Origin of the sequence: Labrenzia sp. THAF82, assembly GCF_009363435.1 — a bacterium.
In the GTDB taxonomy this organism is placed as follows: domain Bacteria; phylum Pseudomonadota; class Alphaproteobacteria; order Rhizobiales; family Stappiaceae; genus Roseibium; species Roseibium porphyridii.
The window spans coordinates 2,070,021-2,083,901 of record NZ_CP045354.1 but is presented as its reverse complement, the minus strand read 5'-3'; the positions used below and the strand labels follow the sequence as shown (position 1 = coordinate 2,083,901).

16 protein-coding genes are annotated in these 13,881 nt (G+C 56.0%); 8 read left to right on the top strand and 8 right to left on the bottom strand.

Translation table 11 applies throughout. The features are described 5' to 3' along the window. The first annotated feature begins 47 nt into the window (after positions 1-47). On the top strand, positions 48-1,343 hold the full coding sequence (locus tag FIV00_RS09745) for a multidrug effflux MFS transporter (protein ID WP_247649369.1): 1,296 nt from the start codon (positions 48-50) through the stop codon (positions 1,341-1,343). Positions 1,344-1,373: 30 nt separating this feature from the next. On the opposite strand, the gene FIV00_RS09740 is transcribed toward FIV00_RS09745, so the two are convergent. Further along, positions 1,374-2,432, bottom strand: coding sequence for an alcohol dehydrogenase family protein (locus tag FIV00_RS09740; protein ID WP_152504192.1), 1,059 nt, complete (start codon positions 2,430-2,432; stop codon positions 1,374-1,376). 85 nt (positions 2,433-2,517) lie between these two features. Here FIV00_RS09740 and FIV00_RS09735 point away from each other — a divergent pair, with 85 nt between their 5' ends. Further along, positions 2,518-3,042 carry a TetR/AcrR family transcriptional regulator gene (locus FIV00_RS09735; RefSeq protein WP_152500569.1) on the top strand — a complete coding sequence of 175 codons (525 nt, stop codon included), beginning with the start codon at positions 2,518-2,520 and terminating at the stop codon, positions 3,040-3,042. 109 nt (positions 3,043-3,151) lie between these two features. Here FIV00_RS09735 and FIV00_RS09730 read toward each other — a convergent pair whose 3' ends face one another. Continuing rightward, positions 3,152-4,054 carry a branched-chain amino acid aminotransferase gene (locus tag FIV00_RS09730; protein ID WP_152500568.1) on the bottom strand — a complete coding sequence of 301 codons (903 nt, stop codon included), beginning with the start codon at positions 4,052-4,054 and terminating at the stop codon, positions 3,152-3,154. A 244-nt stretch (positions 4,055-4,298) separates the two neighbouring features. Here FIV00_RS09730 and FIV00_RS09725 point away from each other — a divergent pair, with 244 nt between their 5' ends. From FIV00_RS09725 to FIV00_RS09715, 3 genes are all read left to right on the top strand, one after another. Next, entirely contained in the window at positions 4,299-4,856 is a 558-nt protein-coding gene (locus tag FIV00_RS09725) for a MarR family winged helix-turn-helix transcriptional regulator (RefSeq protein WP_152500567.1), read from the top strand. A 37-nt stretch (positions 4,857-4,893) separates the two neighbouring features. Continuing rightward, a complete protein-coding gene (locus FIV00_RS09720) occupies positions 4,894-5,592 on the top strand; it encodes a response regulator (protein ID WP_152500566.1) in 699 nt (232 codons plus the stop codon). 65 nt (positions 5,593-5,657) lie between these two features. Further along, a complete protein-coding gene (locus tag FIV00_RS09715; protein WP_152504191.1) occupies positions 5,658-7,016 on the top strand; it encodes an ATP-binding protein in 1,359 nt (452 codons plus the stop codon). Here FIV00_RS09715 and FIV00_RS09710 read toward each other — a convergent pair. The 6 genes from FIV00_RS09710 to FIV00_RS09685 form a co-directional block, all read right to left on the bottom strand. Further along, positions 6,959-7,759, bottom strand: coding sequence for a DUF1194 domain-containing protein (locus FIV00_RS09710; protein WP_152500565.1), 801 nt, complete (start codon positions 7,757-7,759; stop codon positions 6,959-6,961). The two genes, FIV00_RS09715 and FIV00_RS09710, sit on opposite strands and share 58 nt — an antisense overlap. A gap of 62 nt (positions 7,760-7,821) precedes the next feature. Beyond that, entirely contained in the window at positions 7,822-8,163 is a 342-nt protein-coding gene (locus FIV00_RS09705) for a tRNA-binding protein (protein ID WP_152500564.1), read from the bottom strand. An 82-nt stretch (positions 8,164-8,245) separates the two neighbouring features. Beyond that, on the bottom strand, positions 8,246-8,947 hold the full coding sequence (locus tag FIV00_RS09700) for a TetR/AcrR family transcriptional regulator (protein ID WP_152500563.1): 702 nt from the start codon (positions 8,945-8,947) through the stop codon (positions 8,246-8,248). A 95-nt stretch (positions 8,948-9,042) separates the two neighbouring features. After that, entirely contained in the window at positions 9,043-9,861 is an 819-nt protein-coding gene (proC, locus tag FIV00_RS09695) for a pyrroline-5-carboxylate reductase (protein ID WP_152500562.1), read from the bottom strand. Then, positions 9,858-10,358, bottom strand: coding sequence for a YbjN domain-containing protein (locus tag FIV00_RS09690; RefSeq protein WP_152500561.1), 501 nt, complete (start codon positions 10,356-10,358; stop codon positions 9,858-9,860). The genes proC and FIV00_RS09690 overlap by 4 nt, the downstream gene beginning before the upstream one ends. A 343-nt stretch (positions 10,359-10,701) precedes the next feature. Next, positions 10,702-10,968 carry an accessory factor UbiK family protein gene (locus tag FIV00_RS09685; protein WP_152500560.1) on the bottom strand — a complete coding sequence of 89 codons (267 nt, stop codon included), beginning with the start codon at positions 10,966-10,968 and terminating at the stop codon, positions 10,702-10,704. Positions 10,969-11,134: 166 nt separating this feature from the next. Here FIV00_RS09685 and lgt point away from each other — a divergent pair, with 166 nt between their 5' ends. Genes lgt through pgeF form a run of 3 tightly spaced genes read left to right on the top strand, consistent with a single transcriptional unit; the run spans position 11,135 to position 13,869 of the window. After that, positions 11,135-11,968, top strand: a complete 834-nt coding sequence (lgt, locus tag FIV00_RS09680) for a prolipoprotein diacylglyceryl transferase (protein ID WP_247649367.1) — start codon at positions 11,135-11,137, stop codon at positions 11,966-11,968. Further along, positions 11,965-13,053 (top strand): class I SAM-dependent methyltransferase, encoded by a 1,089-nt coding sequence (locus FIV00_RS09675; RefSeq protein WP_247649366.1) that lies wholly within the window; start codon positions 11,965-11,967, stop codon positions 13,051-13,053. The genes lgt and FIV00_RS09675 overlap by 4 nt, the downstream gene beginning before the upstream one ends. 48 nt (positions 13,054-13,101) lie before the next feature. Then, positions 13,102-13,869 carry a peptidoglycan editing factor PgeF gene (gene pgeF, locus FIV00_RS09670; protein ID WP_152500559.1) on the top strand — a complete coding sequence of 256 codons (768 nt, stop codon included), beginning with the start codon at positions 13,102-13,104 and terminating at the stop codon, positions 13,867-13,869. Positions 13,870-13,881 lie beyond the last annotated feature (12 nt).

Genomic DNA, 13,881 nt, shown 5'->3' with positions numbered 1-13,881 from the left:
ACAATTCAGGCCATTGGCCTCCTGCCTCCATATTGGTTCCGACACCCGTGAAACAGCACAGTGATCCATCAGACGCCGCAATTGGCGGCAATCCGGCTTCGGAATCGAAGGACGGTTCGTGCGAGGTCGTCCGGGATCCAGGCATACCGTTCATCGAATTCGTCACCATCATCGCGATGATCATGGCGCTGAATGCCATGGCGATTGACGTCATGCTGCCTGCCCTGCCTGCCATTGGCGATGCCCTGCAGATCGTTGAGGAAAACAATCGCCAACTGATCCTGCTGTCCTATCTGATCGGCTTCGGTGGCGGTCAGCTGTTTTTTGGTCCGGTCACAGATTCCCTCGGGCGACGCAAAGTGCTGGTCAGCGGGCTTGCCGTTTATAGCGCAGCCAGCATCGCCGCCATTTTCGCACAGAACCTCGATCAGCTCCTGCTGGCGCGTGTGCTCCAGGGGCTTGGCTGCGCTGCCGCAAGGGTCGCCGCCCTCTCCGTCGTGCGTGATTGCTATACCGGCCGGCGCATGGGAAAGGTCATGTCGCTTGTCATGATGGTTTTCATGGCTGTGCCGGTTGTCGCACCTTCCATTGGGCAAGCCATCTTATTGACGGCGGGATGGCGCTGGATTTTTATCCTGCTGCTTTTGGCAGGCCTTGCCATGCTGGTTTGGACGGGGCTCCGCTTGCCCGAAACACTGCCGGGTGAAAAACGTCGGCCCATGGTGCTCTCGCACATTGTCGATGCATATGGTCTGGCGCTGAAAACACGGGTCTGCTTGGGCTACACCGTTGGATTGGCGTTCATTTTCGGCGGTCTTTTTGCTTTCCTGGCAATGTCGCAGCAGATTTTCGTCGACGTATTCGGCCTCGGAAAGCTGTTTCCGATAGTCTTTGCCGCCATTGCGATTGCCATGGCGGTGGCTTCCTTCACAAATGCCCAGCTTGTCGAGGCGATCGGCATGCGCCGGCTGTCTCACGGTGCAGCAGTCATCTATACCTCGCTCGGGATGGTGATCTTTCTCATGTCCGCTTTGGGTTTTGAAAACCTGTGGCTGTTCCTGATCTGCGCAAGCCTTGTGATGATGTCCTTCGGCTTTCTTGGGGCAAATTTCAACGCGATGGCGATGGAGCCTCTCGGCGCGATAGCCGGAACGGCATCGTCTGTCATCGGCTTCATCAGCACCCTGGGGGGCGCAATACTCGGATACATAATGGGCCAGCTGTTCGACGGGACAACTCAACCTCTCGGACTGGCCTATATGGTTTACGGGTTGTGTGCGATCGGCTGCATCCTTTACGCTGAACGCGGACGGATGTTTCACGCGCTGGAACGCAAAGCATAGCCGCACCGCCGTCCATGCCTTAGAGCTGGCTCACGACCTGACTTTGATCCCGATCTTGCCGACAAACGACTTTGCTTGAAAGCTCTCTTGTGCCTTGCTCAGATCTTTCAGGGCAAACGTTTCAGCGACAACGGGACGAATTTCACCGGCTTCTATGTAACCGACCAGATCCGTGAACACGTTTGCTGGCTGAAAGGTGCTGCCGAGGAGAGCCAGGTCGCGCAAATAAAGCGTCCTCAGATCCAGCTCGACGATTGGTCCCGCGATCGCACCTGAGGTGACATATCGCCCGCCATTACAAAGCGACGCGACGAGATCATCCCAACGCGGACCACCCACGAGGTCAAGAACCACATCAAATGCCCGGTCCGGCAATTCAGCATCCCGGTCAAGCGTCTCATCTGCGCCAATTTCTCTAAGCGCAGCTGCCTTGGAGGCACTCGTAAGTGCGGTCACATGAGCCCCGCGACGTTTTGCGAGCTGGATCGCGGCTGACCCGACGCCGCCGGACGCGCCGGTGATCAACACTCTTTCAGCCCCAAGGCCACAGCGCTGGATCATGCCTTCTGCCGTTGAAAATGCGCAAGGAAACGTCGCCAGCTCGATATCGCTCAGGTCGGAAACGACAGTGATCGCATCCAGTGACCGGGTCTTGGCAAATTCGGCGAAGCCGCCGTCATGCTCGGAGCCAAAGGTCTGGACCACCGGCTCATCGCTTTCAGCGTCAACCGCCTGCATCGACCGAACGAGAACCCGCTGACCGATGCGATCTCCAGAAACACCCTCCCCAACAGCGACGATTTCGCCGCAACAATCGGCTCCTTGAACACGCGGAAAGGAAAGCGGCGTTCCGGACCAGCTGCCATCGGCGTCCGCGTCCGTGCCGTAACCTCCGGTCGCACCGGAAGCGGTGTCGCCACGAACGCTTTTGGAATACCAGCCGGTGCGGGTGTTCACGTCGGTGTTGTTAACTGACGACGCTCCAACCCGGATCAGCACTTCGCCCTTTTCAGGAACCGGGACCGTCAGGTCTTCCCGCCACTCCAGCTTTTCCGGTCCACCGTGACCGGTCAGGACGATACCGCGCATCTTTTGCGGAATATTCACGCTGTCACCTCATGTAGAATGATCGTTCTACTTGCTCATGTAGAACGATCATTCTACATAGTCAACCATGACGTCCACATTCACCAAGATAGCGGCAGGACTGGAACGGGTTTTCGCCGAAAACGGCTTTGCCGCACCCAGTGTCGGCGAATTGCGGGACGCAGCTGGTGTCAGCCTTCGCACACTCTATAAATACACACCCTCCAGGGAAGAAATGGTCTATGCCGCTCTTGAGCACCGGCATCAGCGCTACATGGAGCTAATCTTCGGAGAGCTACCGGAGGAACCTGCGGAAGCACTGGGAACGATCTTCGATCGGATCGGGCTCTGGATGCAGACGGAATCAACCCGTGGCTGCCTTTTCCATGCAGCCGTTGCAACCGCTCCTCAGGACCAGCGCCTCATTCAACTGCTTAATGATCACAAGGTTGAAGTTGCCCAAAAAACTGCACAAGCCGTTAAGCTGGAAGGCAAGGAAATTGAATTGTCCCTCATCATGGAAGGCCTGACACAGTCCTGGCCGCTTTATGGTGCTCAGGCAGTCGAAAATGCCAAGAAACTTGGCGAAGGGCTGAAAAGCACACAGCATTGATGGCAATGACGGCAGTTTGCCACGAAAGAAAATGCTCAAGATCAAAGTCGGGACACAAAAAAGGCGGGCCTGAAGCCCGCCTCGTTCATAAGATCCCCGCGCGATGCGATCAGCCTGCAACGGCCTTCAACGAGGGCGCTTCCGGGCGCACTGCGGTATCGTAGTCTTCCATCAGGTTCTTGATGATATCGCCGACCTGGAACTGGTGATCGGCAATTTCCGACACCGGCGTGACTTCGGCAGCTGTTCCCGTGACAAAGCACTGTTCGAAGTCAGACAATTCGTCCGGAAGGATCGACCGTTCAATCACTTCTATACCCCGGTCTCTTGCAAGGCCGATCACCGTGCGACGCGTGATGCCGTCAAGAAAGCAGTCCGGCGTCGGGGTGTGGATCTTGCCATCCTTGATGAAAAAGACGTTGGCGCCGGTCGCCTCGGCAATCTGTCCCCGCCAGTCCAGCATCAGCGCGTCTGCATACCCTTTGGATTCGGCGGCATGCTTTGAAATGGTGCAGATCATGTAAAGGCCAGCGGCCTTAGCCTTGTAAGGCGCGGTCTGCGGATCTGGCCGACGATAATCCGCCATATCAAGACGAATGCCCTTCAATCGCTCTTCCGGTGCAAAGTAACTGGGCCATTCCCAGGCCGCTATGGCTAGGTGAATGGTGTTTTTCTGCGCGGAAATGCCCATCATTTCGCTACCGCGCCATGCGACCGGTCGGATATAGGCGTCGACCAGGTTCATGCGGGCAAGGGTCTCTTCCTTGGCCGCATTGATCTGCTCTGCGGTCCAGGGAATGTCGAAACCCAGCATTCCGGCGGAGGCCAACAGTCGTTCAGTATGTTCTTCAGACTTGAAGATCCGGCCGCCATAGGCACGCTCGCCCTCAAATACACTGCTGCCATAGTGCAGCCCATGGCTCAGGACATGGAGCTTTGCGTCCGACCAGGGCACGAAGGTGCCGTCGTACCAGATATCACCACTGAGCTGATCAAAAGGCTTCCCAGCCATCTTCCATCTCCCGCCCGCTCTTTGAGCGAATATTGTTGTCCTTGTGCAGAGGTAAATAACGCCAATGACTTGCGCTCTTTTTACCGCTGTATTTTTTGCACAGCACGCCTACTATCGGTATCCTGATGTCCGCTGCGATCTTGATCGGATTCGTTTAGCATCTGATGCGTAAAAAAGCATCTAAAAGACCGATCATTTCGTTCGCGGTGGCTAACAAGTAACAATCGACCAGAATTAAGTCAATATGGCTGACGTAAATTTCAAATCGACACTTTCTCCCGTTTCCGGCGGGGAACACGGGGCCAAATCCGGTGACCGGGATCGGGAGGGCGACGAAAACCTTCCTTACGATCTCATCGAACTTCTGTTCTTTGCCTATCGGGAATTTACCGGCGATCCGGATGACGTTCTGGCGAAGTTCGAGTTCGGCCGCGCCCACCACAGGGTTCTGCATTTTGTGGAGCGTAATCCCGGCATCATGGTCACCGACCTGCTTGGAATATTGAAGATCACAAAGCAGAGCCTCGGGCGTGTTCTGAAGCAACTGGTTGACGCCGACATCATCGAGCAACGTGAAGGTCATCATGATCGTCGCCAACGTCTTTTGTTCACGACCGATCAGGGCCATGCACTTGCTGTTGAACTGACCCGGCTGCAACAACAGCGCCTTGAACGCGCCCTAATTGGATTGCCAGATGGAAGCAACGAAGTTATCCGCAAGTTCCTGTTGCAAATGATCGATCCAGAAGCGCGTGCAGACATCCTGAAGCTCGTCCGGACGCCTCACGACTTGCTGGACTAATTGAGACCAACAGCCAATCGGAGCGAAGACAACCGCAATGAATGTTCAGGTCCCGGACGACAACGCCAACCACATCCTTCTGGTCGATGACGACAGTCGTATCAGGGATCTCTTGTCCCGATTGCTGAAGGAGAACGGCTATCGGGTTTCTGCTGCAGCTAATTCCGCGGAAGCACGCCAGTGCCTGTCGGGACTGGAGTTCGACCTGATCATACTTGATGTCATGATGCCCGGCGAAACAGGATTGGAACTTGCAGGTGCATTAAGGGAAGACTCGGAAGTTCCAATCCTCATGCTGACGGCCCGTTCAGAGGCGAATGATCGTATTGCCGGCCTTGAAGCCGGCGTTGACGACTATCTCTCTAAGCCCTTTGAACCTCGAGAACTGATGCTGCGGATTGCTGCAATTCTGCGTCGAGGCAGCCAGCAACCGGTGATCGCTCAGGAAGAAATCCGTTTCGGTCCGTTTTCTTACAATGCGTCGCGCGGCGAATTGAAAAACGGCGATGCCATGGTTCGCCTGACGGATCGCGAAAAACAGATCCTGTCAATCTTTGCCGAACAACCAGGAGCGACCGTACCACGTCACAAGATCGTCGGCGATGAAAGCGGTCTAGGCGAGCGCACGGTCGATGTGCAGATCAATCGCCTCCGGCGCAAAATAGAGACCGATCCGGGCAACCCGATCTATCTGCAGACGGTGCGAGGAATTGGCTACCGACTGGCATGCGACTGAAACGCCTCCAGATGGTATTTACCTCCCTACTGCGTCGCCTGCCCTCTGCTGAACGATTGAAGCCAATGATCGCGCCGCTCAAACCATTTCTTCACCTCTACGGCACGGTTTCCAGGTTCATGTACCGGGTGATGCCCAAGGGGCTGTTTACACGGACATTCCTGATCATCGTCGCGCCGATCGTAATACTGCAGTCGGTACTGGTCTTCGTCTTCATGGAACGCCACTATCAGCTGGTGTCACGACGCATGTCTGAGGCGGTCGTGCGAGAAATCGCAGCTGTTGTCTATGTTCTGGAAAACTACCCGCAGGATCCCGACCACCTCAAGATCGAGGAAATGTCCGCACGGGCACTTGGCATGTCAATCACGATCCTGCCGCTGGAGCCCCTGCCGCCGCCAACGTCCAAACCCTTCTTCGATGTTATCGATCAGGAACTCAGTCTTGCGATCAGCCAACGGATCGGCAAACCGTTCTGGATTGATACCGTTGGACGATCCCGTTTCGTCGAAATCCGCATTCAGCTGGAGGACTCGATCCTTCGCATTTTCACCCGCCGCAGCCAGACCTACGCGTCCAATTCACACATTTTCCTGGTCTGGATGTTCTCAACCTCGCTGGTTCTGGTGTTCATCGCACTTTTGTTTCTGCGCAATCAGATCAGACCGATCATTCGCCTGGCGAATGCGGCCGAGGCGTTCGGCAAGGGCCGTCCGGTTGAAAACTTCCGCGCCAGCGGTGCGCGTGAAGTCCGGCGCGCGAGCGTTGCCTTTATCGATATGCGCCGCCGGATTGAGAGACAAATCGAGCAGCGAACGACAATGCTCGCCGGTGTCAGCCACGATCTTCGCACGATCCTGACCCGCCTGCGCCTTCAATTGGCCTTTCTCGGTGACACACCGGAAAGCGACGCCATGCGCAAGGACGTCGACGAGATGAGCAATATGCTGGAAGACTACCTTGCCTTTGCCAGAGGGGATGGCGACGAGGATATCCAGGTCACCGACATTGCGATCTTGCTGGAAGAGCTCGAGGAGGAAGCCGAGATTTCCGGGCAATCCGTGACGATCCGCTTTGACGGCCCGTCGGATGTTGAAATCAGGCGACTGGCCATGAAGCGATCTCTGGCCAACTTGGTGACCAACGGATGCAAATATGGCTCCCGCGTCGAGGTTGAAGGCCGCATTGCCAATGGTTGGCTGACAATTGTCGTTGATGACGATGGACCGGGAATTCCACCGGATCAACGTGAACTCGCCTTCCGCGCCTTCCATCGACTGGATCTCGCCAGAAACATGGATGAAACCGGCAGCGGTCTCGGTCTTGCAATTGCAAGGGACATTGCCCGCTCGCACGGTGGGGACATTTACCTGGAAGCGTCCCCACTGGGCGGTCTGCGGGCAAAACTGCGCGTCCCCGCGTGACCTAAGTCTCCTGACTGCAGCTCGGCAAAACCAAGTCCCATGATTTCGCGCACAAGTTTGCGAACCATACCTTCCGTGTAGTCTTCATAGGTGTTGATCGGTTGGGCAAAGGCGCCTGGGCCCGTAATGACCTTGTTGACGAAATACCCGAAGGTTCTCTCTTCTTTTCGGATGACCAGCGCATTGACGGTAACATCAGCAAAATCGTGGGTCGCATAGGCGACCAACGGATCGTCCCCCTCGTTGTTGATGCCATCCGCAGACACGTCGATGACTTGTCGGTCGCAGTGCTCAGGAGCTGTCGAGAGAACATCAGTTGCATGAACGAGCGCTGATCCGAGCGATGTCATGAATTCTCTATGATCGCGCTCTGTGGCCAGTATCGCATCTCCCGCTGCAGAAACACTTGCTTCGTCGTAAAGAAATCTCCAGTCAAGCAGCGTGTTCTGCTGGTAGCGCCCGCTCCATTCAAAACCGTGCAACCAAATTCCATCGACTGTCTCGATGGCCTTTATCACATCTGGATGCTTGAGAGCAGCGGCGATTCCGGATTGCTGCAGCTCGTATTCTTCCTCGGTGATGCTTGCCGAAACATCTACTGCCAGGACCAGGGCTAGCGAACAGGCCTTGGCGGTTGAGGCAGGAAACAACAGCAAGACTAGCAAGGCCATTTGCCGCAGTGCCGATTGAGCCGGAAATAATCCCGGCACGTCGCAGGCAGCTTTCCTGGTCAGATGGAACATGGAGCCGTCGGAGGGCCTTTCTCTGGATCTGGGGCACGGTTTTGTAGGCCGAAGACCAAATCCTAATAGAGACGACCACCGATGGGAACGTCCTTGTCCGGCGTGAGAAGCACAACCTCACCTTCATCGTCCGGCACGCCCAGTGTCAGCACCTCCGACATGACCGGTCCGATCTGGCGCGGTGGAAAGTTGACCACCGCCATCACCAGTTTTCCAATAAGTGTCTCGGGTGTGTAGTGCTTGGTAATTTGAGCAGAGGTCTTTTTGACACCGATTTCAGGCCCGAAATCGATCTTCATTTTGTAAGCCGGCCTTCGGGCTTCGGGAAATTCCTCGGCTTCTACGATACGTCCGACGCGTATATCCACTTTCAGGAAATCATCAAAACTGATCTGGTCGCTCACGAAAGGATCCTTTCATTCCGCAAGCGACCTTGTCCGGTCAATTCCGCTATTGCAAGTCGGTTTCCGCCTTGCTGGTGCGGTTTCAAGCCCCGGCTGGTGCTTCATCAGCAAAGTCGGCGCTGTCATCTTCCGTTTCGTCGCCACGCCTCCGCCGATGGTTGCGGCCTTGGGCAGCCTTTTTCAAGAACGAACGCATCCTCTTGGCGGCACTTTCAACGCCCTTGAGGCGCTTCATGAACGAAGTTCCCTTGTCGAGTTCCTTGTCCAGCTTCGCCATTGTCCGCGGCATGCCTTCGTCTGCTTCGTCCAACCACACATCAAGGACACGGCCAAAAGCAATTGAAAGTCCCTGCGAGACCACTGTTGCCTTTACCCCTGCCACATCGATGCCAGCGGCAATCAGCATCCACTTTTGGGATCGCACTTCAATCGCATTGAAATCCAGAGCAAGCGCTGGATCCTTTTGGGCGGCTGCCCGCAAGGCCCGAACGGTTTCCTTGTATTCGGCCAGTGTGTCGATCCGTGTCATCAGGACGTCGAACAAGCGGTCGCGGGCCGGCTGATCGCCCATGTCCTCATCCCGTTCTTCCAGGACGCTTGTATCGATTTGCTCATAGAACGCAGCAACCAGCTTAAGCTTAGATGCATATGCGCTTCGCATATCCGACAATTTGACCTTTGCCTCTTCAGCAAGCAATGGGAGCGACACCTCGTCATAAGGGTGTGTCTCAAGCAGCTTCAGAAAAGTCTTAAGGATCTTCTGTTTGGTCTTTGCGGTCGCCATGAACGGGCCTCCAGTTTCCTTCGTAGGTCAAAGATAGGAAGCAAAGGCGCCCGCGAAAAGGGTGACCCCGCGCCGCAGGCCCATTTGAGCAAGGACTATTCGGCCAATTCCTTGGCGCGCCTGATTGCAGCAGCAACAGCGTCTGTCATGACAGGCTGTAGCCCTTCTGCGTGCATCAGCACGTCAAGAGCCGCCGCTGTTGTGCCATTTGGGCTGGTGACATTTCGACGAAGTTGCGAAGGGTGTTCACCCGTCTGGTGCATCAGTTCACCGGCGCCGCTGACCGTGGCAACGGCCAGTTCCTGGGCAATTTCATCAGGCAGTCCTGCTGCCTTTCCCGCTTCACAAAGCGCTTCCGCCAGGAAAAACACATATGCGGGACCCGAACCGCTGACCCCGGTCACCAGGTCTATCTGATCTTCCGTATCGAGCCAGACCACCTTGCCGACAGACGACAATAACTTGGTCACATCCGCTCTTTGCGTATCAGTGACTTCCTGTGTTGGAAACACTGCAGTGATCCCGCGTTGGACCATCGCAGGCGTGTTCGGCATGCACCGGCAGACAGGAACCTTGCCGAAATGCTGTTGAAATTTGGAGACAGGTGTGCCGGCTGCGATGGAAAGCACAAGCGTATTGGCGCCAACGACCGCTTTAAGCTGCGGCAGCACCTGATCCATCATTTGAGGTTTGACGGCAACAAGCACGATCCCAGCCGTCAAATCTGGCGGAGCAGCGGTTACATGGCGCACGCTATGCTTGGCAAGCAGCGCGCCCATTTCAGCGGAAAGGTTTGGATCGGCGACAACAATCGCGGCGGGGTCGACACCCTCTGCCAGCCATCCCGACAACATTGCCCCACCCATCTTGCCGGCTCCGACGAGAAGGAAAGGGCGATCTTTGGAAAAACTCATGCTTCTCCTGCGGTTTCAAACAAGGCCGAGTTCATTGCCTCGGAAGCCGAATACCCGGCCCAGACAACGAACTGGAAGGCTTGATAGAAACGTTCGCAGTTTTCAAGTGCATTTGTGAGCATTGCTTCAATTTGCGCTGAGGAGGCCTCAGCCCCGCCGGACAAAAGCAGCGACTGGCGGAACATGATGACGTTCTCTTTGTGCCAGAGATCGAAATGTCCCATCCAGAGTTGCTCGTTCACCATAGCCAGCAACCGGAGAACTTCGGTTTTGCGTGGTTCGGTGACCTTGAGGTCGAACGCACAAGCCAGATGCAGAGCCTCGACCTCTTCCATCCAGGAAAAGGACACATGGTAGTCGCACCAGCTCCCGCCAAGGGAGATGGTTATTTCGTCCTCGTCCGACCGTTCAAACGTCCAGTCGTTCAAGGCGGCGACAGTCTCGATGGTATCGACGGGATTGCCAGGTCGCTCGAATTCGATCTCGATGAGGCTCATGTGCCTTCTCCCCTTTCGAGCCGGGGCCGAATACCCGATTACAACAACCGGGCGGGCCGCCGGGAAATGTCCCATGCCGGAGGAGCAAAACGCGTCCTTGATGGCCCTTTAGATCGAACCGGTTCCGTCTTGCTCCGACGAATCCCTGTTATCTTTGAGTATAGGATCAGGAATGATTTAAGCGATACATACCAACTGATCCGGAAAAGCCGAAACTTGTGGACGACGCCGCAAGAATTTTGATCATACTGCTCAAAAACACTGCAATTCTGCCGCGTGTGAGCGTCGTATTTCTGTCATTCACAATTAACAGAAATCGCTCACATCAACGTTAGAACTCAGTTCAGGCGTCGGCAGACGGGTCCGAACCCGGGTTTTCAAGCTTTGCGAGGCGCGATTCGAGCTCTTCAACCTTGTCGAGTGCCCGGGTCGCCATTTCCTTGACTGCTTCATGTTCTTCGCGAGAGACGACGTCCATTTCCGAAAGAAACCGCTCGGCCTGTGCACGAAACGCTGTTTCAACTTCGCGGCGCGCGCCCTGGGCAACACCGGCTGCGTCTGTCATCAGCTTGGCAAAATCGTCGAGAACTCGGTTTGGGCCTTGGGTCATCGGACCCTCCTATTTGCGGTAGAAGCGAATAGGTGACACGTATGAGGGAATGCGCGCAACTTCAAGAACCAATTGCGCCGCACCCTGTGTCTTGACGAAGACGCCAAGATCCGCCAAGCGTTGCGCCTGGCTTTGCCCGTTCCGGATCTCGCCTTAAGGATTTGCCGTGCCGCCATTATTGGTTCTGCCGTTTCCCGCAATCGACCCAGTGATCTTCGAGGTCGGCCCTTTCGCCCTGCGTTGGTACGCTTTGGCCTATATTGTCGGCATCGTTCTGGCCTGGCGATATATGCGCATTCTCGCTCAAAACGAGCGACTTTGGGGCAACCAGAAGCGACCGAGCCCGGTCGATCTCGATGACTTCGTTTTGTGGGGAACGCTCGGGATCATTATCGGTGGCCGACTGGGGTATGTCTTATTCTACAATCCCGCCTATTACCTTGCCAATCCAGCCGAAGCGATTGCCATCTGGAGTGGCGGCATGTCCTTTCACGGCGGGTTTGCCGGGACTGTTATCGCCATGATCCTGTTCGCCTGGCGCCGGGGGCTGTCCATTTGGACGCTCTTCGATCTCGCGGCCTGCGCAGCACCAATCGGCCTGTTTTTCGGACGGATAGCCAATTTCATCAATGCAGAGCTCTGGGGACGACCAACCGACGTGCCGTGGGCCTTCGTATTTCCAGGCGCAGGGCCGGAACCGCGACACCCCAGCCAGCTTTACGAAGCTGCGCTGGAAGGTGTCGTCCTGTTTCTGGTCCTGCGCGTCTTGAGCCATCGGTTTGCGCTGTTAAAGAGACCTGGCTTCCTGGCTGGAGCATTCGCATGCGGCTACGGCATCGGTCGTTCAATCGTTGAATTTTACAGGGTTCCAGATGCCCATATCGGCTATTTCGGTGGGTTCCTGACAATGGGGATCGTGTTGTCGCTGCCAATGATCCTGGCAGGCATCATCGCCATGATCTGGGCATCTCGCAACAAGACCGGGGCCGCCGTTTCGTGACGGATCTGAAAGAGAGACTAAAAGCGCGCATTGCGGCAGAAGGTCCGATCACCGTTGCCGAATACATGCGGGTATGTCTGAGCGATCCTGAAGCCGGCTACTACACGACCCGAGATCCATTTGGCCGCGACGGAGACTTCATAACTGCTCCGGAAGTCAGCCAGATGTTTGGCGAACTGATCGGTGCCGTCTGCCTTGCCGCATTTGATGCGATGGGATCGCCTGCCGAAGTCCAGTTGGCAGAAATAGGCCCAGGCCGCGGCACGTTGATGGCTGATGTTCTTCGCATGGCCTCACTTCGACCGGATTTTCTGAATGCTGCCCGCCTGAACCTGGTCGAAACAAGCCTTCGGCTTCGCAAGACGCAAGAGAAGACACTCCGCGACAGTCCGCTTCAACCCACTTTCAGGTCCGCCTTTCAGGAGTTGCCGGGCGGGCCTCTTCTGCTGATCGCCAATGAGTTCTTTGATGCGCTGCCCATTCACCAGTTCATTAAAACCGCTGATGGCTGGCGAGAGCGTCAGATTGGTCTGTCGAAGGTTGGTGAGCTCATGTTCGGGGCGGGAACTGCCCGTCTTCCAGACAGCGCAGTGCCTCATGAATTGATTGCAGCGCCCGAAGGAACGATCGTTGAAACTCAACCGGCTGCAAACGCGATTGCCGAAGAAATCGGCAAGCATCTCACAGATCACGGCGGCGTTGCCCTGATAATAGACTATGGCTATCTGAAGACCGCGGCGGGGGACACGCTGCAAGCGGTCTACCGACATGCCTTCGATAACGTATTGAATCACCCTGGAGAAGCAGACCTCACGGCACACGTCAATTTCGAGGCGCTTGCCGCAAGTGCTATCAGGGGCGGCGCGATTGCTCTCCCGGCCAAGAAACAGGGCGATTTTCTGGTCAGTGCAGGACTTTTGGAGCGCGCTGGAGCACTGGGAGCCGGCAAATCACACACTGAGCAAGAGCGTATTCGCGACGACGTGGAACGCCTGGCAGCACCCGATCAAATGGGGGACTTGTTCAAGGTGCTTGCAATCACAGGACAGGAAATTTCGTTTCCACCATTTGACAGAGCTGCGTGAAGATACCAAGGATTTGGAATTCGAATCTATCCCACACCGGAGCAAAGCATGAGACTTGAGGCAGCGGAATTGCAGCTGGAAGGGTTGAACCACGGGTTCTTCACGCGGCAAGGCGGTGTTTCAGGCGGCATTTATGATAGTCTCAACATCGGCCTCGGCTCTGATGACGACCGTGACAGCGTTCTTGAAAACCGACGTCGTGTAGCTGCGGAAATGAACGTCGATACCGCCAACTTGCTCGCTCCCTATCAAATCCACTCCCCGGACGTGATTGCAGTAACAACACCTTGGCAAGACGGCATGGACCGCAGGGCGGATGCCCTGGTCACAAGCACGCCCGGCCTGGCAATCGGCATATCGACGGCTGACTGTGGCCCAATCCTTTTCGCCGACCCGAAGGCCCGGGTTGTTGGCGCTGCCCACTCGGGCTGGAAGGGTGCTGTTACCGGCGTTCTGCAAAACACTGTGTCTGCCATGGTGGATCTCGGCGCTTCGCCGTCCGGCATCACCGCCGTACTCGGACCTGCCATTTCACAATCGGCATATGAAGTCGGACCGGAGTTCCAACAGCGCTTCCTTGAAGCAAACCCGGCGAACGAAATCTATTTCTTACCATCTGAGAAAGCCGGTCACTTCATGTTCGACCTGCCGGCCTATATCGGCGACACGCTCCATGGGCTCGGCCTTGCAAAGGTGGCCAATATGGGCCTTTGCACCTATGCCGACGAAGACAGATTCTATTCCTACCGCCGCACAACACATCGTGGGGAACCGGACTACGGCCGCCAGATCAGTGCAATCGTTCTGACGCGATAAATTGGACAAAGG